23 protein-coding genes, 1 tRNA gene and 1 other RNA gene are annotated in these 26,631 nt (G+C 66.3%); 13 read left to right on the forward strand and 12 right to left on the reverse strand.

Translation table 11 applies throughout. The features are described from left to right. On the reverse strand, positions 1 to 513 hold the full coding sequence (locus EKE94_RS06955; RefSeq protein WP_127905875.1) for a TadE/TadG family type IV pilus assembly protein: 513 nt from the start codon (positions 511 to 513) through the stop codon (positions 1 to 3). Next, positions 510 to 2,096: a pilus assembly protein TadG-related protein gene (locus EKE94_RS06960; RefSeq protein WP_127905876.1), complete on the reverse strand. Its 1,587-nt coding sequence runs from the start codon at positions 2,094 to 2,096 to the stop codon at positions 510 to 512. Before EKE94_RS06960 ends, EKE94_RS06955 begins: the two co-directional genes overlap by 4 nt. 281 nt (positions 2,097 to 2,377) lie before the next feature. On the opposite strand from EKE94_RS06960, the gene EKE94_RS06965 reads away from it, so the two are divergent. The 3 genes from EKE94_RS06965 to EKE94_RS06975 all read left to right on the forward strand — a co-directional run bounded on the left by EKE94_RS06965 (position 2,378) and on the right by EKE94_RS06975 (position 6,037). After that, entirely contained in the window at positions 2,378 to 3,817 is a 1,440-nt protein-coding gene (locus EKE94_RS06965; protein ID WP_127905877.1) for a Glu/Leu/Phe/Val family dehydrogenase, read from the forward strand. Positions 3,818 to 4,295: 478 nt separating this feature from the next. After that, positions 4,296 to 4,703 carry a TadE/TadG family type IV pilus assembly protein gene (locus EKE94_RS06970; RefSeq protein WP_127905878.1) on the forward strand — a complete coding sequence of 136 codons (408 nt, stop codon included), beginning with the start codon at positions 4,296 to 4,298 and terminating at the stop codon, positions 4,701 to 4,703. A gap of 20 nt (positions 4,704 to 4,723) precedes the next feature. Then, a complete protein-coding gene (locus EKE94_RS06975; RefSeq protein WP_127905879.1) occupies positions 4,724 to 6,037 on the forward strand; it encodes a TadE/TadG family type IV pilus assembly protein in 1,314 nt (437 codons plus the stop codon). Between the two features lie 25 nt (positions 6,038 to 6,062). Here the strand turns inward: EKE94_RS06975 and EKE94_RS06980 are convergent, their stop codons facing one another. From EKE94_RS06980 to ssrA, 6 genes are all read right to left on the reverse strand, one after another. Next, positions 6,063 to 6,296, reverse strand: a complete 234-nt coding sequence (locus EKE94_RS06980; protein WP_127905880.1) for a ribbon-helix-helix domain-containing protein — start codon at positions 6,294 to 6,296, stop codon at positions 6,063 to 6,065. Continuing rightward, the gene (locus tag EKE94_RS06985) at positions 6,293 to 6,484 is read right to left on the reverse strand and encodes a DUF4169 family protein (protein ID WP_127905881.1); all 192 of its coding nucleotides are present in this window, start codon (positions 6,482 to 6,484) and stop codon (positions 6,293 to 6,295) included. Before EKE94_RS06985 ends, EKE94_RS06980 begins: the two co-directional genes overlap by 4 nt. After that, entirely contained in the window at positions 6,481 to 7,872 is a 1,392-nt protein-coding gene (fumC, locus tag EKE94_RS06990) for a class II fumarate hydratase (protein WP_127905882.1), read from the reverse strand. Before fumC ends, EKE94_RS06985 begins: the two co-directional genes overlap by 4 nt. Before the next feature lie 240 nt (positions 7,873 to 8,112). After that, the gene (locus EKE94_RS06995; RefSeq protein WP_127905883.1) at positions 8,113 to 8,574 is read right to left on the reverse strand and encodes an SspB family protein; all 462 of its coding nucleotides are present in this window, start codon (positions 8,572 to 8,574) and stop codon (positions 8,113 to 8,115) included. A gap of 77 nt (positions 8,575 to 8,651) precedes the next feature. Then, positions 8,652 to 9,929: a chromate efflux transporter gene (gene chrA, locus EKE94_RS07000; RefSeq protein WP_127905884.1), complete on the reverse strand. Its 1,278-nt coding sequence runs from the start codon at positions 9,927 to 9,929 to the stop codon at positions 8,652 to 8,654. Positions 9,930 to 10,023: 94 nt separating this feature from the next. Beyond that, positions 10,024 to 10,379: a transfer-messenger RNA gene (ssrA, locus tag EKE94_RS07005) on the reverse strand. A 93-nt stretch (positions 10,380 to 10,472) separates the two neighbouring features. On the opposite strand from ssrA, the gene EKE94_RS07010 reads away from it, so the two are divergent. The 9 genes from EKE94_RS07010 to EKE94_RS07050 all read left to right on the forward strand — a co-directional run bounded on the left by EKE94_RS07010 (position 10,473) and on the right by EKE94_RS07050 (position 21,276). Beyond that, positions 10,473 to 11,081, forward strand: a complete 609-nt coding sequence (locus tag EKE94_RS07010) for a universal stress protein (protein ID WP_328590468.1) — start codon at positions 10,473 to 10,475, stop codon at positions 11,079 to 11,081. A 132-nt stretch (positions 11,082 to 11,213) separates the two neighbouring features. Then, on the forward strand, positions 11,214 to 13,019 hold the full coding sequence (locus EKE94_RS07015; protein ID WP_127905885.1) for a BCCT family transporter: 1,806 nt from the start codon (positions 11,214 to 11,216) through the stop codon (positions 13,017 to 13,019). A gap of 180 nt (positions 13,020 to 13,199) precedes the next feature. After that, on the forward strand, positions 13,200 to 14,621 hold the full coding sequence (locus tag EKE94_RS07020) for a cryptochrome/photolyase family protein (protein WP_127905886.1): 1,422 nt from the start codon (positions 13,200 to 13,202) through the stop codon (positions 14,619 to 14,621). 59 nt (positions 14,622 to 14,680) lie between these two features. Then, entirely contained in the window at positions 14,681 to 15,892 is a 1,212-nt protein-coding gene (locus EKE94_RS07025) for an SAM-dependent methyltransferase (RefSeq protein WP_127905887.1), read from the forward strand. 51 nt (positions 15,893 to 15,943) lie between these two features. Then, complete coding sequence (locus EKE94_RS07030; protein ID WP_127905888.1) at positions 15,944 to 16,387, forward strand: TrgA family protein; 444 nt, start codon at positions 15,944 to 15,946, stop codon at positions 16,385 to 16,387. Positions 16,388 to 16,396: 9 nt separating this feature from the next. Beyond that, positions 16,397 to 17,527, forward strand: coding sequence for an NUDIX domain-containing protein (locus EKE94_RS07035; RefSeq protein WP_127905889.1), 1,131 nt, complete (start codon positions 16,397 to 16,399; stop codon positions 17,525 to 17,527). Between the two features lie 62 nt (positions 17,528 to 17,589). Further along, positions 17,590 to 18,624, forward strand: coding sequence for a cysteine synthase A (locus EKE94_RS07040; protein ID WP_127905890.1), 1,035 nt, complete (start codon positions 17,590 to 17,592; stop codon positions 18,622 to 18,624). 2 nt (positions 18,625 to 18,626) lie between these two features. Next, on the forward strand, positions 18,627 to 21,089 hold the full coding sequence (locus tag EKE94_RS07045; protein WP_164870850.1) for a DUF3772 domain-containing protein: 2,463 nt from the start codon (positions 18,627 to 18,629) through the stop codon (positions 21,087 to 21,089). Between the two features lie 97 nt (positions 21,090 to 21,186). After that, a tRNA-Ser gene (locus EKE94_RS07050) sits at positions 21,187 to 21,276 on the forward strand. 256 nt (positions 21,277 to 21,532) lie between these two features. On the opposite strand, the gene EKE94_RS07055 is transcribed toward EKE94_RS07050, so the two are convergent. The 4 genes from EKE94_RS07055 to EKE94_RS07070 all read right to left on the reverse strand — a co-directional run bounded on the left by EKE94_RS07055 (position 21,533) and on the right by EKE94_RS07070 (position 25,477). Next, complete coding sequence (locus tag EKE94_RS07055) at positions 21,533 to 22,024, reverse strand: RidA family protein (RefSeq protein WP_127905892.1); 492 nt, start codon at positions 22,022 to 22,024, stop codon at positions 21,533 to 21,535. Beyond that, the gene (locus tag EKE94_RS07060) at positions 22,021 to 22,545 is read right to left on the reverse strand and encodes a c-type cytochrome (protein WP_127905893.1); all 525 of its coding nucleotides are present in this window, start codon (positions 22,543 to 22,545) and stop codon (positions 22,021 to 22,023) included. The genes EKE94_RS07055 and EKE94_RS07060 overlap by 4 nt, the downstream gene beginning before the upstream one ends. Positions 22,546 to 22,549: 4 nt before the next feature. Continuing rightward, positions 22,550 to 24,124 (reverse strand): flavin monoamine oxidase family protein, encoded by a 1,575-nt coding sequence (locus EKE94_RS07065; RefSeq protein ID WP_164870851.1) that lies wholly within the window; start codon positions 24,122 to 24,124, stop codon positions 22,550 to 22,552. 366 nt (positions 24,125 to 24,490) lie between these two features. After that, positions 24,491 to 25,477, reverse strand: coding sequence for a GlxA family transcriptional regulator (locus EKE94_RS07070; protein ID WP_127905894.1), 987 nt, complete (start codon positions 25,475 to 25,477; stop codon positions 24,491 to 24,493). Positions 25,478 to 25,702: 225 nt separating this feature from the next. Between EKE94_RS07070 and EKE94_RS07080 the strand changes: the two genes are divergently transcribed. Then, positions 25,703 to 26,473, forward strand: a complete 771-nt coding sequence (locus tag EKE94_RS07080) for an MBL fold metallo-hydrolase (protein ID WP_127905895.1) — start codon at positions 25,703 to 25,705, stop codon at positions 26,471 to 26,473. The last annotated feature ends 158 nt before the right edge of the window (positions 26,474 to 26,631 follow it).

The following is a 26,631-nucleotide window of genomic DNA, read 5'->3' on the forward strand; positions in this document are numbered from 1 at the left end:
TCATGGCTCGTTCACGAAGGCGGTGGAGGCGAATAGCGGATAGGTTCCGTCGGGACGGTTTGCGACCTCGCGCCCGATGCCCAGCCAGGGAAAGATCGGGCGGAAGATCACGCAGAACCGCAGCAGCATGATCTCGTTCTCGGCGCCCGGCCGCAGCACCGGGTTGATGCGGCTGGTGTTGTCGACGCACTGCACCTGATCCTCGGCAAAGTCCCAGCGCCTCTCGTCGATCTTCACCATGTCGACCGAGATGTTGTCCTTGCAATGCGGCAGCAGCACCGTGTTGTCGCAGATGGCGGATTTCAAACCATCGGCGGTCTGCACCGACTCGTCGCCCAGACGCAGCTGGCGCACGGCGATTTCAAGCCCGTGCTCCATCATCGACTGGCGAAGCTGCAACAGGCCCAGTTCGGCCCCCAGAAGGAAGAACATGAAGACGGCCGGGAACACGATGACGAACTCGACCGACATCGCGCCCTCCTCCCGGGCGAGGCGAGAGAGAAGGCGGCTCACTGGATCAGCCTCAGCTGGTTGATCGAACTGGCGATCTGGGCAAAGACGTCGATGATCTCGATGCCGTCCGCGTCGAAGTAGTAATTCGGGTTGTAGGCGCAGGACGACATCAGCCTGTCGTTGGATCCCTTGATCTCGAGTCCGATCGAATAGACGATCACGTTGCGCTCGCGCAGCGCATCGCAGATGTCGCGCAGGCGGGAGTTCTTCTCATTCGACTCGAGCCGATCGTAAAGCGATCTGGCCGAAGAGTAGTTCCAGGTAAACTGACCGCTGTAGTTCCGCATCTGGTCATAGTGATACTCCACCGGCATCGTTTCCCAGACTTCCAGCCACGACATCTGCTCGATGGTATTCTTGTTGCCGTCGGGCCTGTCATCGCCCCTGTTCTTGGCCGGGAGCCACCAGTCGTAAAGCGACCAGCCCCAGAAAACGAGATCATTGATGCTGTATTTCCAGGTCTTGCTGCTGTTGCCGTTCCTGACCACCCAGACGTCGGACATGCCATCGCGGAACTGACCCTTCACCTCGGCTTGTGAGGTGTTTTCGCCGTCGGTCATGACGACGAGGATCTTGAGCGTGTTGTTGCGGTCATAGTCGTATGGGCGACCCTTGAAATCGGAATCTATTTTGCCCTGCGCGGCAAGTTCCGTGATCAGCGGGCGCATGGTCGGATCAAGCATAGCGGCGCCCCATTTCACGCCGATGTCGATCGAGGTGTTGCCATTGGCGGACAGGCTGTCGATCTGGTTGCGAAGCGCGTCGATATCGCTGCTGAACGGACGCATCTGGAACGCGGCATCGTCCCGGCACTCCCGGTTCTTCGGCGTGGATGAACTTCTGCCGGTCCTGACGTCGGCGTTGCTGGTTTGGTCATAGGTGCGGCTGAGGTCGATCGTGGTCGTCGTAAAGTCCCACTGCGCGAAGTTCAGGCAGTACGAATAGTCGTGGGCATGGATCCGGTCGATTTGTCCCAGGATATCCGCCCCCGCCGCGACCTGCGTGGCATAGGGAATGAGCGAGATCGAGACGCGTGTGGCTATGGATGAATCGTCATTCTGCTTTTCCAGCATCGTGGTGACGAATTGCTTTGCCGCCCGCTTGAGGTTGCCAAGCCGTCCGTGATTGTTCATCGATCCCGACAAGTCGAGAACCAGCGAAACCTCGATGTCGGTGATTTTCTCCTGTGCGGTGCTGACGGCGTGCGCGTCCATGCGGTCGACCCCCAGCATCCGCACCAGAACCGTCTTGACCGGCATCGTGCCGACCGCGGTGACGGTGCGCGAATTGAGCGTCTCCTGCACATCCACGCTGTCGAGCGATGCCGCCAGTCCGGCCTTGGCGAAATAATCCCGCACAACGCCCTCGGAATCGAGCCGCTGGTCGAGATCGGTCGCGGCAAGCACGGCATTGTCGAGCGTCGCCTGAAGCTGAAGCCGCGCGTATTCGTGCCGCATCAGGTCGACGGATATGCCGCCGATGAAGATGATCGACATCATCAGGAACAGGCCCAGCACGGTGATCGAGCCGTCGTCGCGCCGGACGAAACGGGCCGAACCTTTCACAATCGCGCGCCTCACCATTGCGCGGTCTCCTCATTACCAACGCCAGACCTTTCCGGCAGGCTGGACACTCGGGGACGCCCTTGTCCGGCTGACGACACAATGGGGGCAATTTCGTGGTGATCGATCCCTAACCGAGAACTGCGGCCTTCAAGTCCGACCCGACGCCGACCGCTGAAATTGCGCCTAGATTCTTCGCATTTCAGGTAACGGTTTCGGTGGCCCTCTTGTGCGCGTGCGCTAAGGTCGGGCCCGTGAAGCCCGCCACCCCGGCGGACGGCCAAGATACCAGGAGTAGTCCCATGCCCGCAGATGGCGCACTGCGCGAACCGAGCTTTCGCGAGTCAGTCGATCTGATGTTCAACCGCGCCGTGTCGTTGATGGATCTGAGCCCCGGGCTCGAAGAAAAGATACGGGTCTGCAATTCCACCTACACGGTCCGCTTCGGCGTCCGCATCCGCGGCGGCATCCGCACCTTCACCGGCTACCGCTCGGTCCATTCCGAACACATGGAGCCCGTCAAGGGCGGCATCCGCTACGCGCCTCACGTCCACCAGGACGAGGTCGAGGCGCTGGCGGCGCTGATGACCTACAAGTGCGCGCTGGTCGAGGTGCCGTTCGGCGGCTCGAAGGGCGGGCTGTGCCTGGACCCGCGCGAGTTCAACGAGGAAGAGCTTGAGCGGATCACCCGCCGCTTCACCTACGAACTGGCCAAGCGCGACCTGATCAATCCCGCCCAGAACGTGCCGGCCCCGGACATGGGCACCGGCGAACGCGAAATGGCGTGGATGGCCGACCAGTACGCGCGGATGAACACCCGCGACATCAACGCCAATGCCTGCGTCACCGGCAAGCCGCCGCATGCGGGCGGCATCAAGGGCCGGGTCGAGGCGACGGGGCGCGGCGTTCAGTACGCGCTGCGCGAGTTCTTCCGCCACCCCGAGGATGTCGCCGCGGCGGGCCTGTCGGGCCAGCTCGACGGCAAGCGCATCGTGGTGCAGGGTCTGGGCAACGTGGGCTATCACGCGGCCAAGTTCCTGGCGCAGGAGGACGGCGCCAAGGTCGTGGCGATCATCGAACGCGACGGCGCCCTGGTCGATGAGAACGGGCTCGACGTCGAGGCCGTGCGCAACTGGATCGGACGGCATGGCGGGGTCGCGGGCTACGGCTCGGCCAGCTACGGCGAAGATGGCGCCAAGGCGCTGGAAAGCCCCTGCGACATCCTGATTCCCGCCGCGATGGAGGGGGTGATCCATCGCGGCAACGCGGCACGTATCCAGGCCAACATCATCGTCGAGGCGGCGAACGGCCCCGTGACGGCGGGCGCGGACGAGATCCTGCGCGACCGTGGCGTGGTGATCATCCCCGACATGTATGCCAACGCAGGCGGCGTGACGGTGTCGTATTTCGAGTGGGTCAAGAACCTCAGCCACATCCGTTTTGGACGGATGCAGCGCCGGCAGGAGGAATCGCGCCACGACCTGATCGTGAAAGAGCTTGAACGCCTCTCGGCCGACCGTGGCCTCGGGTGGGAGCTGTCGCCGGACTTCAAGGAAAAGTACCTGCGCGGCGCAGACGAGCTTGAACTCGTCCGGTCGGGGCTGGATGACACCATGCGCCAGGCCTACCAGGACATGCGCGAGGTCTGGTGGGGACGCGAGGATGTGCCCGACCTGCGTGTCGCCGCCTATTTGGTCGCCATCGGTCGCGTCGCGTCCAGCTACCGCGCCAAGGGCCTTTGACCCCGGCGCATCGGCCCGTCCGGTCCGGCCCCTGGCCGTCCCGCATCGGCCTGCCCGCCCACCCCGATGGGGCGCGGGCGAGCCGTACGCGTCCGCGCGGGAAGGGACGGGCAGATACTATTGGAGCGGGCGAGTCGATCCCCGTCGCTGCTCGGGCCGCGGCACCGGTCGCGCCGGGGCGCCGGGGGCCCCCGCGGGGGAGGGGGGAATCGGCAATTGCGGCAAACCGCGATGCCGGCTTCGTGAACGGTCCCTGCGCTGCTGCCGTGGTCCGGGTATTATGGCTAACCGCCTGCTAACCTTGGACAAAGCCAGCTATTAAAGGGATGTCAGGCAGCTGGTGCCAAAGATGTTGCCGCAGGAATGCCGCATTCCTGCCGCTTCGTTCCCCGTCCGCGCCACCGTGCTGCCGTGGCGCCGTCATATACCGAAGGCTTGTATCAAATCGGATCCACGTGGAGTCCGTCAGGGGTAACGAGTGTTCGGCGCAAGACGTGTATCGCGCCTGTTCGGCAGGTTCGCGGCAGAGAATGACGGCAGTGCCACGGTCGAGGGTGTCCTCTGGCTGCCGATCTTCTTTGCCTTCTTCGTCGGGATCGCCGACGCCTCCCTGATCTTCTTCGGCCGCGCGCAGGCGCTGCAGGTCACGCAGGACGCCAACCGCTTCTACTCGATCGGGCGGCTGGATGCCGATGGCGCCGAGGCCTACATCGAAAACGCGCTTTCGGCGCTGAGCGCCAGGGTCCAGGCGACAACCTCGCTCAGCGGCGGCATCATCACGACGCAGGTCATCATGCCGTCGTCGGACCTGGTCGCCGTCGGGTTCATCACCGCGCTCACCGAAATCGACGTGTCGGTGACCATGCACCACGTGATGGAGAACTGAGCGTGCATCGGACCCGCGTCATGGATCTGCACAGGACCCTGCGCCGCTTCGCCCGGGACGAGGGCGGAGCGTTGACCATCCTCGGCCTCTACCTGTTTGCAGGCATGGCGGTTCTGGGCGGTCTGGCGCTGGACATGACCCGCCTGATGGTCGCGCGCACCGAACTGCAGGTCGCCGCAGACAGCACCGCGCACGCCGCGCTTTACCTGCGCGACGGCATGGAGCCCGACGCCGCGCGGGCCGGCGCGCTCGACATCGGGCTGGCGAACATGCCCAGGGACCGGTTCGGCGAAATCCTGAGGGCAGAGGATATTCATTTCGGCAGCTTCGACGTAGAAACCCAAAGCTTCGTCATCGACGCGCGGGGGCGCGACGCGGTGCTGGTCACCACAACCCGCCTGCGCGAACGGGCGAATGCCGTCACCACCTACCTGCTGCAGCTCGTGGGGGCGGGATCCTTCGATATCCGCACCGAGGCAGTCTATGAAACCTACGTGCCGCGCTGCCTGCGTGAGGGGTTGTTTGCCGACGACGTCATCGACGTGCAGTCGAACAACTTCTACTCGTCGGGGTTCTGCATGCACTCCAATGCGCATGTCGCGCTGAACAACAACAACACCTTCGAACAGGGGTCCGTGGTGTCGATGCCCGAAATCGACGACCTCGACCTGCCGAAATCCGGGTTTGAAAAGAATGACGGGCTCGAAGAGGCGCTGTTCGAGACGACGTATCAGCCCAAGCTGACGGACCGCGTCGACGAGATCCTGGAAGGCCTGGCGCAGGTAGGCTCGCCCTATCGCCCGTCCTACCTGGGCGCCACCACCGAGATCGAGCTGAAGGGCAAAACCATCGCGCAGGACGATCTGGTCAAGGGGCGGCTGCACCGGATGACCTGCGGCGGGGGCGGCGGTCACGTCACGATCGACGCCGGCGTCCAGCTGAACCAGATGGTGATCCTGACCGACTGCAAGGTGAAGTTCGGCGCCGATGTCCTGATCGAGGATGCCATCGTCGCCACCACCAACACGGATGCGCGCAGCCTGAGCGGTGCTGCCGATTTCGCCGTCGGGCGCGATGATGGATGTGCCGCCGGCGGCGGGGGCAAGCTGGTGACGGCGGGGGGCATGGATTTCGCGGCGAAACTCGCGCTTTACGGCGCGCAGCTTGTGGCGCGCGGCGACATCCGATTCGCCGCCCAGGCCGAAGGCGTCGAGGGTGTGTCGATCGTTGCGGGCGGGCGCATCGACGGAAGCTCGAACATGTCGATTTCCTACTGCGACGGGATGGGCATGGAGGACATCTATCAGGCCCGCTACTTCCGTCTCGCCGCCTGAGCGGGCAAGCGCGCCCCGGCGCCGGTCAGCCGCGGGGCGGCATGTCGCACACACGGTCCAGTACGAAAACCCGGATCGCCGAGGCCAGTCCCACATCGTCCCGGGTGGCGTCGATCTCGGCGGCCAGGTCGTTCAGCGGCCGTCCTTCGGCCGCGGCGATGTCGCGGAACGCGTGCCAGAAGGCGTCCTCCAACGACACGCTGGTGCGGTGCCCGCGCAGGGTCAGAGACCGCTTCCGGGGCCGGCCGCCCCCGCTCATTCCTCGGGCTTCGTGCGGTCCAGCCGCAGCTGGTCCAGCCGGCGTTCCGAGGTCTCGGCCCGCGCGGTATCAAGCGATTTCTGCGCCTTGGTGCGGCCGAACTTCGCCGCGTTGGCGTCCGCGCGGGACCGCGCCTCGTTCCGCGCCCGCTCCTTGCGGGCACGGTTGAGGTTCACGGGCGTGCTCACCGGGGCCCGATCATGTCTTCGGGCCGCACGACGCGGTCAAAGGTCGCCTCGTCCACGAGCCCGAGCTTCACCGCCTCTTCCCGCAGCGTGGTGCCGTTCTTGTGGGCAGTCTTGGCGACCTTGGTGGCGTTGTCGTAGCCGATTTCAGGCGCAAGCGCGGTCACCAGCATCAGGCTTTCGCGCATCAGCTGGTCGATACGGCTCTCGTTGGCCTTGATGCCCGCGACGCAGTTGTCGGTGAAGGCCACGCAGGCATCGCCCAGAAGCTGCAGCGACTGCAGCACGTTGTAGGCGATCATCGGCTTGTAGACATTGAGCTCGAAATGACCCTGGGTTCCGGCAAAGCCCACGGCCGCGTCATTGCCCAGGACATGCGCGCAGACCTGGGTCATCGCCTCGCACTGGGTGGGGTTCACCTTGCCCGGCATGATCGAGCTTCCGGGCTCGTTCTCGGGCAGCATCAGCTCGCCCAGGCCGCAGCGCGGGCCCGAGCCCAGGAAACGGATGTCGTTGGCGATCTTGAAGAGGCTCGCGGCAACCGTCTTGGTCGCGCCCGACATCTCGACCATGGCGTCGTGCGCCGCCAGCGCCTCGAACTTGTTGGGGGCGGTGACGAAGGGCAGGCCGGTGATCGCGGCCATGTGGCCGGCGACGGTCTCGCCCCAGCCCTGCGGCGTATTGAGCCCGGTGCCCACGGCGGTTCCGCCCTGCGCCAGCTCGTAGATCCGCCCCAGCGCGCCGGTGATGCGGGCAATGCCCATACGCACTTGTTGCGCATAGCCCGAGAACTCCTGCGCCAGCGTCAGGGGCGTCGCATCCATCGTGTGGGTGCGGCCGATCTTGATGATGCCGTCGAACTCGCACACCTTGTCCTCGAGCGCGGCAAGAAGTTTCTCCAGCCCGGCGAGCGTCACCTCATGCGCCGTCATCGCCGTGGCGATGTGCATGGCGGTGGGGAAAGTGTCGTTCGACGACTGGCCCATGTTGCAGTGATCGTTGGGATGAACGGGGTCCTTGGACCCCATCTCGCCGCCCAGGATCTCGATCGCGCGGTTGGCAATAACCTCGTTGGCGTTCATGTTCGACTGGGTGCCGGATCCGGTCTGCCAGACGACGAGCGGGAAGTTGTCGTCGAACTTGCCGCCCCGCACTTCCGACGCGGCCTGGATGATCGCGTCGGCAAGCTTCCCGTCCAGCTTGCCGCGCGCCTTGTTGGCCATGGCGCAGGCTTCCTTGATGACGCCCAACGCCCGGACGATCGCCACGGGCTGCTTTTCCCATCCGATGGGAAAGTTCTGGATCGACCTCTGGGTCTGTGCGCCCCAGTACTTGTCGGCGGGAACCTCGAGCGGTCCGAAGCTGTCGGTCTCGGTGCGGGTCGCGGTCATGCGAAGAAGCCTCCATCCTTCCGGTTGCCACAGGCTCTACCGCCTGCGCCGGGCGCAGGCAACGCCCCCGTCCCGCGGCATGGCTGGCCGCGGACGCCTCCGGCGACCCTGCTCAGGGGACGTCCCGACACACGGGCAACGCAGTCCGCGCGCGTGCCTTCTTCTCTTTCGAAATACTCCGGGGTGAATGCGCGGGCTTGCCCGCGCAGAGGGGCAGCGCCCCTGGACCACCCCGCCCGCCTACTTGCGGAACTTGTCCAGGCTGACGACCTCGGCATCGCCCTTGGGCGCCGCGTCGTCGTCTGCCTCGTCCTCGACCATTTCGTCCATCGGCGCTTCCTCGTCGCTCTCCTGCGTTTCGAAGCGCAGGCCGAACTCGACCGAGGGGTCGACGAAAGTCTTGATCGAATCGTAGGGGATGTAGAGCGGCTCGGGCGCGTTGCCGAAGTTCAGCGTGACCGAAAAGCCCTCGTTCGTGACCTCAAGCCCGTCGAACCAGTGCTGCAGCACCACCGTCATCTCGCCCGGGTAGCGGTCCGACAGCCAGTCGGCGATCTCCACGTCCGGGTGCATCGTATCGAAGGTGATGAAGAAGTGGTGGTTACCGGGCAGACCGGTCTCCGCCACGTCGCCCAGCACCTGCTGGATCAAACCCCGCATGGCGCGGTGCATCAGGTTTCCGTAGTCGATACTGCGAGACATGGACCATATTTCCCGGGAAAACTTCGCCAAGCATACGAGATTCGGGTCCGAAGGAAAGGGCGTCCGGGCCAAAATGCTCATGCCGCGGCGGGGATCCCGGCCAGCAGCCCTGCCGCGGCAGCCAGGCCAAGCACGATCGGCAGCGGCCAGCGCAGCCCGATCAGCACCCCGCCTGCCAGCATGGCCAGCCCGGTGGCAAGGGGCGAAAAACTGTTCGGCACCGGCAGCGGCATGTCGACCGGTCCGACGGTGACGGTCGCGATGTGCGCGAAGAAGACATGCATCGCGAACCAGATCGACAGGTTCAGGATCACGCCCACCACCGCCGCCGTGATCGCCGCCAGCGCGCCCTTGAGGCGCGGCCGGCGCGACAGGGCGTCGAGATACGGCGCGCCCGCGAAGATCCACAGGAAGCAGGGCGCGAAGGTCACCCACAGCGTCACCAGCGCCGCCGCGACCGCCAGCGGCAGGCCGCCCGCACCGGCGCCGGCGAGAAAGCCCACGAACTGGGTTACGAGGATCAGCGGGCCAGGCGTGGTCTCGGCCAGCCCAAGCGCGTCCAGCATCTGGTCGGCGGTCAGCCAGCCGCGCCCCTCGACGGCCTCTTGCGTCATGTAGGCAAGCACCGCGTAGGCGCCGCCGAAGGTCACCACCGCGAGCTTCGCGAAAAACACCGCGATGCCGGTCAGCAGGGTCGCGCCACTGGCCCAGAGCGCCGCGACGGGGGCAAGCCAGATCGTCAGCCAGATCGCCACGGTCCGCCCGGTGCGCGGCGCTCCGGCAGGATCGGGGTCGGCGTCGTCGATGGCCTCCGGCGCGCGCGCCAGGGCCCCCCAGGCTGCCGCAGCGGCGATGACCAGCGGGAACGGCAGGTCGAAGGCAAAGAGGGCCAGGAATGCGGCGCCCGCCAGCACCCAGTGGTCGGGCCGGGTCAGGGCGCGCCGCGCGACACGGTGCAGTGCGTCGAGCACGATCACCACCACCGTGGCCTTGATCCCCAGGAACAGCGCCTGGGTCGCGGGCAGGGCGCCCCAAAGCGAATAGGCCCAGGCCAGAGCGAAGATCGCCACCGCCCCGGGCAGCACGAAGAGCAGCCCGGCCAGAAGCCCGCCCGCCGTGCCGCGCATCCGCCAGCCGCAATAGGTGGCCAGCTGCATCGCCTCGGGCCCCGGCAGCAGCATGCAGAAGCTGAGGGCGCGCAGAAAGCGATCCTCGCTCAGCCACGACCGCTCTTCGACCAGGTCGCGGTGCATGAGGGCGATCTGAGCGGCCGGGCCGCCGAAGGACAAAAGCCCGATGCGTCCGAAGACGGCGAAGAGCTGGGCAAAGGTGGGGGGCGGGGGCCGGGCAGTCATGATGCCCCTAGTGCTAGCCCGATGTGACGCCCACGCGACAGGGCGCATCGCAGCAAACCGCACCGGGGGCGTGCGAAAGGACCAATTGGGGGGAAGTGCAGGCTTCTGTTGCCAGGTGCCTGCGAACCCCGCCTTACGTTGCTAGACGCAAGGGCTTCAAGAATCGATCTACGTTACTGCTTAAGCAGCAACGGCGACCGGAGCACGATTGTCGTTGGCAATTATGCTTTGTCGGACCGATAACGGTGGTACCTCACCGAGCGAAAGCAAACAGCTTTAGACGTCCGTCGATCCTATTTCGGCCCCATGACCCGCAACGATCGGGTGATTGGTGGAGCCGCCGGGTACCGCCCCCGGGTCCGAGCCGCTTATTACCTGCGCGTTTATCGCCATAGTCCGCTTGCACGGACAGGACGGAAGATAGGGCAGGGTGGCGCCGCGTTCAAGGCGTTCGCGACCCGTCGCGGTGGATTCGCGGGGGGGCGGTGGGTCGCACCCGGCCGGATGCGCGTTGGCGCAGCGCAGGCGGGCCAAGGCTATTGGTTGCACCGCACTTTGTCGCAGTGGTACGCTCACGAAACCGCGACCGGCGCGGCGTCCGATGTCCCGCCCGAGGCGAAGCCGGATGCCGCTGGCCCGATCGTCGCGCCGCCCGCCTTCGTGGCGTGGATCTGCGGCGCTGAAACGGCGGATCTGGCCCGATCAGAGGCGCCAGATAAAAAGAAAGAAGGAGGAGCGCTCGTGTTCTCGCATATCATGGTTCCGGTGGATCTTTCTCACGCGGCGGCAATGGCACCTGCGGTCAAGGCGGCCAGTGATCTGGCCCACGCCAACGACGCGCGGATCACCTATGTCGGTGTCACGACCGCCGAGCCCAGCAGCGTAGCCAGAACGCCCGAGGAGTTCGGCCGGAAGCTTGCCGCCTTTGCCGAAGAGCATGGCGATGGGCTGAGCGTGGACTCGCGGGCGATCACCTCGCATGATCCGACGAGCGATCTCGACCGTAAGCTGCTCGACGCGGCAAAGGAGATGGGTGCCGATCTGGTTGTGATGGTGACGCATCATCCCAACCTCGCGGACAGGATCTGGTCCGGCCACGGCGGGGACATCGCGGCCCATGCCGATATGTCGGTCCTGCTGCTGCGCAGCTGAGCGCTGCTGGAAAAGCGTGCGGTGGGGTCGCGCGCGGTGATGAACTGACAGCCCACGGGGGGCGGACCGCGCGGTTCGCCCCCCGTGGTTTCAATGAAAACCTATGAATAAAAACACAGGAAAGGGGGACAGATGACTGACGAAGATGAAAGTGTCGGCGTACCCGCGCCGGACGGTGATACGGCTCTGATCGAGACCGATTACAATATCGGGCAGGACAACGTGGAGGGGTCTGTCGGGCCGCTCGGCTTCGACATCCACAACCCGGTCTTCGTGATCTCGGGCGTCTCGGTGGTGGCATTCGTGCTGTTCACGCTGCTGATGCCGGAGACCTCGGGCGACCTGTTCTCGTGGCTGTTCAACGAGGTCACGCAAGGATTCGACTGGTTCTTCATCGCCTCGGCGAACATCTTCGTGCTGTTCTGCATCGTTCTGATCTTCACGCCCTACGGATCGGTCCGGCTGGGCGGAACCGAGGCGACGCCGGATTATACCTATACCGGCTGGTTCGCGATGCTCTTTGCCGCCGGCATGGGCATCGGGCTTATGTTCTATGGCGTGTCAGAGCCTCTGACGCACTTCTCGACCGCCTCGTCGGGCGAGGCCTATGGCGTGGTCTACGGCGGCGACGAGCTTGAGGATGATGCGTTCCCGCCGGGCTTTACCTCGCGCGAGCAATTCGACGAGGTAGAGGCCCTGACGGCCGTGTCGCCCGATGCCGTGAACGCGGCGCTGGATGATGCCGTCCCCGCCGACGCCCGCGGTAACTTCACCGCCACGGATGCGCGGACCGACTGGTCGCCGCTGTCGGGTGCCGCGAACAATTCCGACGAAGCGGTGCGTCTGGGCATGGCGGCGACGATCTTCCACTGGGGCCTTCACCCCTGGGCGATCTATGCCGTGGTGGCTCTGTCCCTTGCACTTTTCACCTACAACAAGGGCCTGCCGCTGACGATCCGGTCGGCCTTCTACCCGATTTTCGGGGACCGCGTCTGGGGCTGGCCCGGACACATCATCGACACCCTCGCGGTGTTCGCAACGCTCTTCGGCCTTGCGACGTCGCTTGGTCTCGGGGCCACGCAGGCCAACGCGGGCTTGTTCGAGCTTTTCGGCATCCCGGTCGGCAACACCACCGAGGTCATCCTGATCTGCTGCATCACCGGCGTCGCCCTGGTGTCGGTGCTGCGGGGGCTCGACGGCGGCGTGAAGCTCTTGTCCGAGCTCAACATGGGGCTCGCCTTCCTTCTGCTGCTCTTCGTGCTCTTCGTCGGGCCGACGGTGACGCTTCTGAGCGGCTTCGTCAGTTCGCTCGGAGCCTATGCGGAATACCTGCCCGAACTCGCGAACCCGTTCGGGCGCGGTGACGTCAACTTCCGTCAGGGCTGGACCTCGTTCTACTGGGCATGGTGGATCTCCTGGTCACCCTTCGTCGGCATGTTCATCGCCCGCGTCAGCCGGGGCCGGACAGTGCGCGAGTTCATCATCTGCGTTCTGCTGATCCCCAGCCTCGTCTGCGTGTTCTGGATGTCGGTCTTCGGTGGCACGGCGATCCATCAGGTCCTTTCGGACGGCTACACCGCCGCTCAGGAAGCCGACCTGCCGATCCAGCTGTTCCGCATGCTGGACGCACTTCCGCTGGCCAGCATCACCTCGCTGATCGGGATCGTGCTGGTGATCGTGTTCTTCGTCACGTCGTCGGATTCGGGTTCGCTGGTGATCGATACGATCACGGCGGGCGGCAAGGTCGATGCGCCGGTGCCGCAGCGGGTGTTCTGGTGTGTCTTCGAAGGCGCGGTGGCCATCGTGCTGCTGCTGTCGGCGGGCGGCCTGAATTCGCTGCAGTCGATGGTGATCTCGACGGGGCTGCCCTTCACGGTGGTCCTGCTGTTGATGTGTTACGCCATCGTGCGCGGGCTCAGCAGCGAACGGCGGATCTGATAGCGCCGCGGGTGCCCCGTCCGGGGGCGCCGACCTGACACCGGCCCGGCGCGGATGCCTCCGCGCCGGGCCTTTTTCGTGGATCTGCCCGTGCGGCACGGCTTGACCGGACCCGCCGCGCCCTAGGTCGCAATACAGATGACGGAAAAGGGCCCCGCGGCGGCGGGGCGGACAGGGCAGATGAGCGACACGCGTCCGATACTCTACTGGCTGCGGCGCGATCTGCGTCTGAGCGATCATCCCGGCCTGAGCGCCGCGGCCGAGACCGGGCGCCCGGTGATCCCCGTGTTCCTGGCCGACGAGATCGTCGAGGGCTATGGCGCCTGCCCGAAATGGCGTCTGGGCCTTGCCGTCGAAAGTTTTGCCGGCAGGCTCGAAGGCATCGGCACCCGGCTTATCCTTCGACGCGGTCCGGCGCTTGCCACCCTCCGCGCGCTGGTCGAAGAGACCGGCGCCGGCGCCGTCTGGTGGAGCCGCGTCTACGAACCCGACGGGACCGAGCGCGACCGCAAGGTGAAGGCCGCGCTCGAGGACGACTCGCTCGACGTTCAGAGCTTTCCGGGGCACGTGCTCTTTGAACCCTGGACGGTCGCGACGGGGACGGGGGGCTACTACAAGGTCTTCACGCCGTTCTGGCGCAAGGTCCGCGACCGCGGCGTCGCCCCGCCGCTGGGCGCCGTCGGCACGCTGGCCGCGCCGCAGGACTGGCCGCGCAGCGACCGGCTGGAGGACTGGGACCTGGGCGCCGCGATGGACCGCGGCGCTGCCGTGGTGGCGCCACACCTGACGGTGGGCGAAGAGGCCGCGCAGGGCCGGCTGGGCGCCTTTGCCGCCCACCGGATCGAAGACTATCCCGCCGCCCGCGACCGGCCCGGTGTCGATGGCACCTCGGGCCTGTCGGAGAACCTGACCTACGGAGAAATCTCGATCCGGGCCTGCTGGCACACCGGGATGCGCGCGCAGGAAGAGGGCAAGGCCGGCGCGCCGACATTCCTGAAAGAACTGGTCTGGCGCGACTTCGCCTATCACCTCGCGTTCCACACCCCCCGTCTGCTGCGCTCCAACTGGCGCGAGGAGTGGGAGGCGTTCCCCTGGAACGAGGATGAGCATCGCTCCGACGTCATCGCGTGGAAGCGCGGCCGCACCGGCATCCCCTTCGTCGATGCCGCGATGCGCGAGCTTTACGCGACGGGGCGGATGCACAACCGTGGCCGCATGGTGGTGGCCAGCTACCTGACCAAGCACCTGATGTGCCACTGGCGCATCGGCCAGCGTTGGTTCGAGGACTGCCTTGCCGACTGGGATCCGGCCAACAACGCGCTGGGCTGGCAGTGGTCGGCGGGCTCGGGCCCCGACGCGTCGCCGTTCTTCCGTGTCTTCAACCCGGTCACCCAGCTGGATCGCTTCGACCCCGACCACACCTATCCGACGATGTGGATCGCCGAGGGGCAGGAGGACCCGCCCGACACGGCGCTGTCCTATTTCGAGGCGATCCCGCGAAACTGGTCCATTTCCCCCGATGATGCGTATCCTGAACCGATCATCGCGCCCAAGGATGGCCGCGCCCGTGCGTTGGCCGCCTACGAGAATCGCGATTTCTAAGGTGGTTGCCGGACGTGGGTGACGGTATCGGGACGCGTCAGGTATATGGGGGAATGGGTATGGATGTGAAATCGACCACGCAGGGCGAAGGCGATCTGCCGCGCTATTTCGCGCAGGTCTTCGCGGCCGCGCAGGGCATGGCGAACGGGCGGCTGGACATGGTGCTGCCCGACGGACGCCGGTTCCGCGCCGAGGGCCGCAATCCCGGGCCGGTGGCCGAGCTTGTCATCCACGACCGCGATCTCTTTGCCCGGCTTATCCGCGAGGGCGATCTGGGCTTTTGCGAGGCCTATGTCGACGGCGGTTGGACCACGCCTGATCTGCAGGCCTTCATGGATCTGGTCCATGCCGACAACGACGACCTTTACGACGGCTTCCCCGGCATGGGGCTTCTGCGGGCGTTCGAACGGGCACGCTTCTGGCTGATGTCGAATTCCAAGCGGCAGGCCCGCCGCAACATCGCCGCGCATTACGATCTGGGCAACGAATTCTACGGAATGTGGCTGGACGACACGATGACCTATTCCTCGGCCCGGTTCGACACCGGCCAGGAAAGCCTCGAGACCGCGCAGATCCGCAAATACGACAGCCTGATCGACGAGATGGGCGCCAAACCCGGCGACCACGTGCTCGAGATAGGGTGCGGCTGGGGCGGGTTCGCCGAACACGCCGCGAAGGAGCGGGGGCTGCGGGTCACCGGCCTGACGATCAGTCGGGCGCAGCACGACTATGCCGCCCAGCGGATCGCTCGGGCGGGGCTGTCTGACCGCGTCGAGATCAAGCTGCAGGATTACCGAGACGAGCGTGGGGAATACGACGGCATCGCCTCGATCGAGATGTTCGAGGCCGTGGGAGAACGCTACTGGCCCGTCTATTTCAACACCCTGCGCGACCGGCTGCGTCCGGGCCGCAACGCGACGCTGCAGATCATCACAGTGCAGGACCGCCGGTGGGAGGTCTATCGCCGCGGCGTCGACTTCATCCAGAAATACATCTTTCCCGGTGGCATGCTGCCGTCGCCCACGGCCCTGCGGCAAGAAGTCACGAAAGCGGGGCTGGTCATTGCGCATTCGGTCGAATTCGGCGAAAGCTACAGCCAGACCCTGCGGCGCTGGTACGATACCTTTAACGACCGCTGGGACGACATCGCGGCGCTGGGGTTCGACGATCGCTTTCGCCGCATGTGGAATTTCTACCTGACCTCTTGCGCGGCGACCTTTCACAGCGGAAATTGTGACGTGACACAGATCACGGTCACGCGCAGTACCTGACGCCGCAGCACCTGACGCCCTTGCCCCCCCCTCAGTTCCGATCGTGCCTAGATGTATCCCACCGCCGCCAAGCTGATCGCCGCCATCCTGTTCGGGGCGCTGTCGTGGTGGCTGTCGGACCTGGTCAGGCCGTTCCTGCCACAGGAAGGGTCGCTTGAGTGGCTCGCCCCGGTCAACGCGGTCATCGGGATGGTGATGGGGTGGCGGGTGCTGGGAAGCCGCGCCGGTCGCGGCTATGGCGCGGCCATCGGCTATGGCTGGACCGCGCTGGCCGTCACCCTGTTCTGGGTGCTGCTGGTTTGGTCGGGCCGCGAGATGCTCGAGCGGTCGATGCGGCTTTACTACGACGGGCCTATGGATGCGATCGAACAGATGATCGCGCTCTTCGTCGAGTACGGAGCCCATGCGGCCAATACCTCGACCGCCGTCTCGGCGCTGTTCGGCGCGGGGTTCTGCGGGCTCGTCACCGAATTCGCCGCGCGCAACGCTGCCTGAGGCCGCACCATGACCGACATCCATCTTTTCGGCACCCTGCGCGACGATGCCCTGCGGGCGCGTGTCCTGGGGCGCGACATCGCGGGCAAGCCTGCGGTGTTGCAAGGGGTTGCCACGGTCGAACGGCCCGGTGCGGATGATCCGGCCCTGGTCGCCGGGACGGGCGCAGAGGTGCCGACGCTGTGCCTGCGCGCGCTCGATGCGGATCTGCGCCGCCGGATCGAGTTCTACGCCGGGGGGCTCGGCTGTCGGGCGGTCGAGCTGCCGCAGCCCGGCGGTCCGGTGCTGATCTTCGCGCCAGACGCTCCCGACGCAGCCGCACCTCACGACGCCGAGGGGCAGGGGCCCTGGGACCTTGCCGTCTGGCAGGCCGCCTGGGCGCCGATCTGCCGCCGTGCCGCGGAAGAGGCCATGGGCTATCTGGGGCGGATCGACGGGGCAACGCTGGCCGGACGCATGCCCACGATCCGCGTTCGCGCCTCGTCATGGGTCAGGGCGCAGACCGCTCCGGCCCCGCGACACCTGCGGCGCGGCTACGACCGCGACCGGGTCGCCGTCCACGACCGGCGGCAGCCCTACGCGCATTACTTCGCCGTCGAAGAGGCCGACCTGCAGCACCCCAAGTTCAACGGCGGCGCCAGCGATACCCTGACCCGGGCGGCCTTTGTCCTGGGCGACGCGGTGACGGTCCTGCCCTATGATCCGGCGCGCGACCGGGTGCTGCTGGTCGAACAGTTCCGCTATGGCCCGCATGTGCGCGGCGACGTCCTGCCATGGTCGCTGGAGCCCGTCGCGGGCCGGATCGACCCCGGCGAGATGCCGCAAGAGGCGATCCGCCGCGAATGCGACGAAGAGGCCGGCCTCACGCTCGGTCATCTTGAGCCCGTCGCCAGCTACTATCCCAGCCCCGGCGCGGTGACGGAGTATCTTTATTCCTACGTCGGCCTGTGCGACCTGCCCGACGAGGCAGGATCGGACGCCGGCGGCAAGGACGACGAGGGCGAGGATATCCTTAGCCACGTCATCGGCTTCGACCGGCTGATGGAGCTGATCGCGCTGGGCGAAATCGACAACGCGCCGCTTCTGCTCACCGCCTTCTGGCTTGCCCCACGACGGCGTGAGCTTGCCGCGCTTGCTTGAGGTCCGCGACCCGCCTACCTAGACAGCACCACAACGCGCGATCCGTCAGGGAAGGGAAAAGCATGAAGATTCACGGTGATCTGGCAGCCGCCATCGGCAATACGCCCCTGATCCGGCTGAACGGCCCGTCCGAGACGACGGGGTGCGAGATCCTTGGGAAATGCGAATTCCTGAACCCCGGCCAGTCGGTCAAGGACCGCGCCGCGCTGTGGATCATCCGCGATGCGATCGAACGCGGCGCGCTGCAGCCCGGCGGGACCATCGTCGAGGGCACGGCCGGCAACACTGGCATCGGCCTTGCCCTGGTCGGACGGTCGATGGGGTTCGAGACGGTGATCGTGATCCCCGAGACCCAGAGCCAGGAAAAGAAGGACATGATCCGGCTGTCGGGCGCCCAGCTCGTGCAGGTGCCGGCCGTGCCCTACAAGAACCCCAACAACTACGTGCGCTATTCCGAACGACTGGCGCAGCGGCTGGCGCAAACGGCCGAGAACGGGGCAATCTGGGCCAACCAGTTCGACAACACCGCCAACCGGCAGGCCCATATCGACGCAACGGGCCCCGAGATCTGGGACCAGACCGACGGCCGCGTCGATGGCTTCATCTGCGCCGTGGGCACCGGTGGCACCGCGGCGGGCGTCGGCCTGGCGCTGCAGCCCCACGGTGTGAAATGCGGCATCGCCGATCCCATGGGTTCGGGCATCTACAGCCTTTACAAGAGCGGTGAATCGGCGCCCGAGGGCGGCTCGATCACCGAAGGCATCGGGCAGGGGCGGATTACCGCGAACCTCGACGGCTATTCCCCCGACTACCTGTGCCAGGTCTCGGATGACGAGGCGCTGCCGGTGGTGTTCGACCTGCTGACGCAGGAGGGTCTCTGCCTTGGCGGTTCCTCGGGCATCAACGTCGCCGGCGCGATGCAGATGGCGCGGGAGATGGGGCCTGGGCACACCATCGTCACCATCCTGTGCGACTACGGCAACCGCTACCAGTCCAAGCTCTACAATCCCGCCTTCCTGAAGGACAAGGGTTTGCCCGTCCCCGAATGGCTGGACCGCGACGCGCCGGTCCTGCCCTCGGTCTTCGAGGACGCCTGACCATGGCCGCCCGGATCTGGGCGGCGCTTCGGCTCATCGCACTCGTCCTGTGCCTCGCCGCCCCCATGGGGGCCGTGGCCCAGGACCAGGAGACGCCGGATTACGCCGCATGGAGCGATACCGCCACCGATGCCGAAGGGCTGCTGTCCGATGGTGGGGCGACGAATGCCGAGCTTGAGGCGCTGCGCGTCGATCTGGCCGAGTGGCGGGAGATGTTCCTTGAACAGCAATCCGCCAACCAGGCCCGCATCGACACGGTGCAGGACCAGCTGTCGGCCCTGGGCGACCCGCCGGCCGAGGGCGACTCCGAGCCCGACGCCATCGCCGAGCGCCGCGAGGCGCTGAACGCCCAGCTTGCCGAGATCCAGGCGCCCCGGCTCGAGGCCGAGGAGGCCTATAACCGCGCCAGCGGGCTGATCCGCGAGGTCGACGACCTGCTGCGCGCGCGGCAGACGGACGAACTGCTGCAGCTGGGGCCCTCGCCGCTGAACCCGGTGCACTGGCCGGGTGCCGTCTCTGCGATGGCCGAAACCGGGCGGATCATCGCGGGCGAGCTGCACGGCGAACTGGCCGAGCCGCGCGGTCAGAGCGATTTCTGGCGCAACCTGCCCATAGCGGTCCTGTTCTTCGGGATCGCCGCGCTGCTTCTGGCGCGAGGGCGCGGCTGGATGATCACGGCCACCAGCGCGATGGCCCGCAAGTGGCAGGGCTATGGCCGCGGCGTCTTTGTCTTCGTGGTGTCCCTGGGACAGGTCGCTGTGCCGGTCGTAGGCATCATGATGCTGGCCCGGGGTATCGGCGCGCTGTCGGTACTGGGGCCCTATTCACAGGCGATCGTCGATACGCTCGTCGTGCTTGGGCTGACCTTCTACGGGGGGCGCTGGCTGGGCATGCGCGTGTTCCCCGCCGACGCGGTGATGTCCTCGGCGCTGGATTTTTCCGAGCGGGCGCGGGGCGAGGCGCGGTTCTACGCGGGCACGCTGGGACTGCTCTTCGGGCTGGCCGTCATGCTGGGGCGCCTGATCGAGCTGAGCGACTATCCCCCGGGCACGGTCGCCGTTCTCGCCTTTCCGCTGATCGCGCTCACCGGCCTCGTGCTGGTGCGCATGGGCCAGCTTCTGGCGCGCGAGGTGGTGCCGCAGGAGCCGGGCGAAGAGATCCGCTTCGCCTCCCGCATCGCCCGCCTGATGGGGCAGGTGGTGATGGTGCTGGGCGCGCTGGGCCCGCTGCTGGCCGCGGTGGGATATCTCAACGCCGCAGGCGCCGTGACCTTCCCCGCGACGCTGTCGCTGGCCCTGATCGCCTTTCTCGCGATCCTCTACTTCTTCTTCCGCGATCTCTACGCCTTGCTGCGCCGGATCCCGGCCGAAGAGGCCGATCAGACGCTGATGCCGGTGCTTCTGACGCTGGTCGCGACGCTGGCCAGCCTGCCTGTCTTCGCGCTGATCTGGGGCGCGCGGCGCACCGACATCGCCGAGGTCTGGGCCCGGTTCCGCGAAGGCTTTGCCGTCGGCGACACGCGCATCTCGCCCGCCGATTTCCTGACCTTCGCGGTGGTCTTCGCGCTGGGCTACATGGTCACGCGGATGGTGCAGTCGATGCTGCGCTCGACCGTGCTGCCAAAGACCCGGATGGACCCCGGCGGGCAGAACGCCGTGACATCGGGGCTGGGCTACGTCGGCATCTTCCTGGCCGCGCTTGCGGCGATCACCGGCGCCGGGATCGACCTGTCGAACCTCGCCATCGTCGCCGGTGCGCTGTCGGTGGGGATCGGTTTCGGCCTGCAGACCATCGTGTCGAATTTCGTCTCGGGGATCATCCTGCTGATCGAGCGCCCGATCTCGAAGGGCGACTGGATCGAGGTCGGCGGCCGCATGGGCATCGTGCAGGACATCTCGGTCCGTTCGACCCGGATCGAGACCTTCGACCGCACCGACGTCATCGTGCCCAATGCCGATTTCGTGTCGGGGACGGTCACCAACTGGACCCGCGGCAACCACGTGGGGCGGGTGACGCTGTCGGTAGGCGTCGCCTACGGATCCGACAGCCGCAAGGTCGAGAAGATTCTGCGCGAGATCTGCGATTCGCATCCCATGGTCGCGATCGAGCCCGAGCCCGCCGTCTATTTCCGTCGCTTCGGGCCGGATGCGCTTGAGTTCGACTGCTTCTGCATCCTGCGCGACGTGAACTACCTGCTGGCCGTGCATTCCGAGCTGAACCACCAGGTGCACGAGCGGTTCAAGGAAGAGGGGATCGAGATTCCCTTTGCGCAGCGCGACGTCTGGCTGCGCAACCCCGAGACCTTGCCACGTTCGGGCCAGGGGCAGGGCAAGCCCGACGCGCCGCGCGAGATCGAACCGCCGCGCGAAAACACGGTGCGCGCGCCCGATACCTGGGACGAGGGTGACGGCGACGCCGACGCCCCGGTGCGCGACGGGGGCGACGGCGAGGGTGATCCGACCTGACCTGCCGCCCGCAGGGGAAGCGTCCGGCGCTTCCCCTGCGAAATGCGGCAACGGGGGGCTTGCGCCGCAGGCGGCGCGCGGTATAACCGGCGCCCACGGAGAGGTGGCCGAGTGGTCGAAGGCGCACGCCTGGAAAGTGTGTAGGCGGGAAACCGTCTCCAGGGTTCGAATCCCTGTCTCTCCGCCATACATCTCCGGCCGCTTCGCAGGCCCAGATGTTTTCCCCTCCATGTTTGTCGGATTGGATGCCGCGCCGGGACTGGCCGGAGCAGCGCGGTTGTCGCATGCCAGACGAGGCGGGACAGGTCTGCCGAATTAGCCGCCGTCATCACTCCAAGGTCCGGGTGGCCTCTATCGCCCCACCGGCCATCGTCGCGGCAAAGACGAAAGGGGCCGGGCCGCGTGATGCGGTCCGGCCCCGGGTCATGTGATGCACGCGAGCGTCAGGGACGCACGGCGACCACCTCGATCTCGACCAGCCACGCGGGGTTGGCGAGGCCCGCGACCTCGAACACCGAGCGGGTGGGCAGGTTCGGCTGTTCCTCGGTCCCGAAATACTGGGTATAGCCCTCCATGAAGCCGCCGAAATCCATCGCATCCGCGCCCTCGGGGCGGACAAGGTAGGCCTGCATCTTGATGACGTCGCCCATGGTCAGGTCCAGCTCGGCCAGCTTGCCCTCGATCGAGGCCAGGGTGCTTTCCGTCTGCGCGGCGGTATCGCCGTATTTCTCGGGCGCGCCATCCTCCGCCGTGTCGTCGACGACCTGCGGCACGGTCCCGCTGAGGTAGACGAGCGTGGCATCGGCCGGAACCTCGACCGCCTGCAGGATCGGAAAGTCGGACCCCGGGATCGGGTGGCGCGTCACCTCGGCCGGGGCGGCGGTGGCCCCCAGAAGGACGGCGGTCGAGGCCAGGGCGATCAGGTGATGTCTCATTCGTGCTCCGCTGTGTTGGGGTCGGCAGGGTCGACGGGACGCGACAGGGCCACGTCCTCGGCTGTGGCATCGGGCGTGTAATCGTTGCCCAGATGGGTCTGAAGATAGGTGGTGATGGCCACCACCTGTTCGTCGTTCAAGAACTCGCCGAAGGCAGGCATCGCCGATTGTCCGTTGACGATCAGCGTGATGGGGTAGGCCGCGAACTCGAGGTTCTGGTTCTCGCGCAGCGCGGGATAGGCGCCGGCGCCCACCGCGCCGCTGCCGTCCGGCATGTGGCACCCGGCGCAGAGGCTTTGATAAAGCGCCTCGCCGTCGGTCGAGGTGTACCCCGCGGCGCCGAAGCTGGCCTGATCGGCGATCTCCGACATCTCGGCCACCTGCGGTTTCATTCCGACCTCGGCGCCCGTCTCCGCGGCCTGCGCGGTGTCGGTGTCAGCGTCGGTTTCGAGCTCGGCGGACTGGGCGAAGGCCATCGACGCCGCACCCAGGAAGACTGTCGTAACAAGAGCGGTTTTCATGGCTTCACCCGTTGATGACCTTGTCGTGGAGGCGTGAGATGGCGTCGAGAGAGGACAGGATCGCGCCTTCCTGCCAGGCCGGAATGTATGACAGATGCTCACCCGCGCAGACGACGCGGTTGTCGATCTTGATCGCCTCTTCGTAGCCCTGCGCCTCGCGGTCCTCCCAGACGCCCGAGCAGCCCAGCACCCACGGCACCTTGTGCCAGCTGACGGCGACGCCCGCCTTGAACTCGTCGCGGTACTGCGGGTGGATTTTCTCGCCCATCCGCAGCGCCCATTTGATCCGTTCGGCGGGCTGCATGGCGTTGAACTTGAAGGTGTCCGTCCCGCGCCACGTATACGCCCCCAGAAGGACCGCGGGGCCGTCGGACTGGTAGCCCGTCGAGGGGTAGCTGATCTGCGAAATCGCCTGGTCGGTATAGGTGATGCCGCCGTAGATCTGTTCGTCCTGCTCCCAGAACCGGCGCTTGAACTCGAGCCCGACCTTGGTCGAGCCGTTGTAGAACATCGACGAGATCACGCCCGACAGGCCCGGAGACAGGTTGTGATCGATCTGCCCCAGGACCGAGAAGGGGATCGTGCAGACGCAGTAATCCGCGGTGCTGGTGTTGGTGCCGCCGCCGGCGCCGGTCGCGTCCTCCCACGTCACGGTGACGCCGCTGTCGTCCTGCTTCAGCGATGTGACCTTGGCGTTGTAGGTGATCAGGTCGCCGACCTCGCGTTCGAACCCCTTGGCGATGCCGTCCATCCCGCCCACGGGCTGGAACATCGGCGCCCAGTGATCGAGCGATTCGTGGGTCGAGAAATAGCGCCAGAGCTGTGACTGGATCACCTGCTGGGGATCGTTCAGGTCCGAGGCCACGGGCGCCGCGTCGACCCCGCCGCCGGGCTGCTTGTCGTAGCCGCGATAGCCGCTGGTATCGAGGCTTTTGACATAGGCGTTCTGGTCGTCCAGCACACCGAAACGGCGCAGGCTTTCGAGCAGAAGCTCCTTGTCGTCGGCGGTGACCTCCTGATCCAGCTTGCCCTGGTCGACGGCCTTGGCCAGCAGTTCCGAGACATGGCCGCGATAGTCGGTCAGGATCTCGCCCATGCGCTGCGGCTTGCCGTCGAAGGCATCTCCGCGGTGGACATAGGCGTTGTAGTTGGTCTGGATGAAGGGCTCGATCGGGACATTCAGTCGGCGGCAGTAATCCATCACCGCATAGTGGTGATGCGGCAACCGCCAGGGCCCGGGGTTGATGTAGTTGCCGTCCGAGAAGCCGACGGTCTGCTTCGCGCCGCCGAGTTCGGTATACTCGTCGCCCGAGCGCAGCGTCCAGCAGCGGCCGCCCGCCTTTTCCCGGTATTCCAGCACCTCGACGGTATAGCCCGCGGCGCGCAGCTCCAGCGCGGCGGTCATGCCGGCAAGGCCCGCCCCCAGAACCAGAACCTTGGCGCCCTTGGGATCGCCATCCAGCTTGATCGGGCCAGTGTAGTTCGACGGCGCCGCGTGGCCCATGGCCGTCATCGCATAGTACATCGCGGAACTGCCGGCGGCGGTGCCGATCATCCCCAGCAGACGGCGTCTGGTCATGTCAGTCAATTCTGCATCTCCCTGTTGAATTTTGGCCGCACGCCTCCGGTCCGCGCCGCGCGAGGGCGCGGCGGGTGAGGGGCCGGATGGTCGGACTGCTAATTAGATGCGTACATCATACTTCCCGCTTCACCGCAGTCTGTAAAGGGAGAGCTTGGAAGTTCCGCCCGCTGTCCCCGCGCAGTCGGCAGGCGAACGGGGCAGGGCGGGCGTTTTCGTAGATGGATGCCCAAACTTGCATCCATTTGTGAATGACCGCGCGGCGGGGGCGTCGCCCGGTCACGCAGGCAGGCTGTGCCGCGTTATGCCCGACCGCGGCACAGGGTGGCAGGGACAGGTGCGGGGGGCTTGGGCGTGGCGCCGTGGTTACGTGCGGAAACGCTGCCGGTATTCCCCCGGCGTCAGGCCCACGATCCGGTGGAATACCTTGCGAAACGCACCGGCATCGGCATAGCCGACCTCCCACGAGATCCGCTCGACCGGCAGGCGGCCGAATTGCAGAAGCTCCTGCGCCTTGGCCACGCGCAGGCGCTGCGCATACTCGGTCGTCGTCAATCCGGTCGCTTTCTGGAACCGGCGCAGCAGCGTGCGCTCTTCCAGCCCTGCGTGCTGCGCCAGCGTGGCGAGGCGGGCATCGCGGCCCTCGCTGGCCTGCAGGACATGCTGGGCCTTCAGCACCGCCGGGTCGCCATGTGTCAGCCTGGGGGTGAAACTGCTGTAATAGCGTTGTTCGCGGCCCGGCGGGTCCACCAGCATCATCCGCGCCGTCTGCGCCATGATCACCGGTCCCAGGAAACGCTCGACCAGTTTCAGGCCCAGGTCGGTCCAGGACATCAGCCCCCCCGCCGACAGGATGTCGCCGCCGTCGATAATCAGTCGGTCGGTGTCGAGCGCGACCCGGGGGAACCTCTCGCGGAACGTGTCGGCATAGTTCCAGTGCGTGGTGGCGGCCCGTCCGTCCAGCAATCCCGTCTCGGCCAGAAGGAACGCGCCGCCGCAGACCGAGGCGAGCGATGTGCCCTCGGCATGGCGGGCCCGCAGCCAGCCGGCCAGCGGCGCCGCGACCTCGGGTTCGATCGGCGATACGAGAGTGGGCGGGAGAACCAGCACGTGGCAAGGGGCGTCGTGGTTCGTTGCAATGTCGGGCGCACCCGTGGTCTGCGCCACCGCGCTCGGCCCCGTGCCGACTGCTCCCGTATCCTCTGCGGTGAAGGTTCGGACCCGAAGATGCGGCATATCCCGGTCCGCGCTCAGGGCCATTCGTTCGGCGATATGGAAAAGGTCGGCAAGGCCCATCGCCGCCGAGGTCTGGGCGCCGGGATACAGAAGAATGCCGATCCTGATGTCGTCCATATGTCGATATTGCCCCGCATTCTGTCGATAGCGCCAGTGGTGGCCCTGGTGATGCGGGGCCAGATTGCCGTCAAGACACAGGACACATGAAAGGCTGTTCCCATGACCAACCGTGCCATCGTCGTAATCGACCTTCAGAACGAATACTGGCCCGACAGCAACACGCCGCTCGAAGGCATCGAATTTGCCGCCGCCAACGCCGCGCGCTAAGCTGAAGAGACTGCGATGAAAATCCACCAGATCCGGAACGCCACGCTGATCGTCACCTTCGGCGGCAGCCGCTTTCTCGTCGATCCCTACCTTGCCGAAAAGGACGCCTATCCGGGCTTCGAAGGGACGGTGAACAGCGAAATCCGCCACCCGCGCGTGGCGCTCAGCACGCCGATGGAGACGATCCTCGACTTCGACGCGCTGATCCTGACCCACCTGCACCCCGACCATTTCGACGAAGCCGCCATCAAGCTGCTGCCGCGGAACAAGCCGGTTTTCGTGCAGGACTACTCGGATGCCCGGCTGATCAGGGCCATGGGCTTTACCGACGTGCGCCCGCTGGGGATCGAGACCGCCTTCGAAGGCGTCACCCTGTCGCGCACCCGCGGCCAGCACGGCAGCGACCAGGCCTATGTCTACGGCGCCGAGCGGCTGGGCAACGTGATGGGCGTGGTGTTCCGGGCCGAGGGAGAAAAGACGCTCTACCTTGCCGGTGACACGGTGTGGAACGCCATGGTCGACACCAACCTAAAGATGTTCAGGCCCGACGTCATCGTGCTGGCCGCCGGTGACGCACAGGTGCCGGGCCTGGGGTCCATCATCATGGGCACGGCAGACATCAAGACTGTCTACGATGCCGCCCCCGGCGCGCAGATCATCGCCAACCACATGGAGACGGTGAATCACTGCGTGCTGAGCCGGGCCGAGCTTCTGAGCTTTGCCGAGACGAACGGCATGACCGAACGCCTGTCGATCCCGGCAGACGAAGCCGTGCTGGAGTTCTGAGCATGAGCGAGGCGACCAAGGCCACCATCCGCCAGCAGCTGGCCAGCCCCGCCGCGCCCAGCAGCGAACGGGTGCGGCCTTTGGTGTGGCGCATCCGCGGGCGAAAGCGAGGGGGGCGCCGCACTGCGTCCAGGCGCGGGGCGCCATTGGTCCCGATC

Origin of the sequence: Mesobaculum littorinae (assembly GCF_004011175.1) — a bacterium.
Lineage (GTDB): Bacteria > Pseudomonadota > Alphaproteobacteria > Rhodobacterales > Rhodobacteraceae > Tranquillimonas > Tranquillimonas littorinae.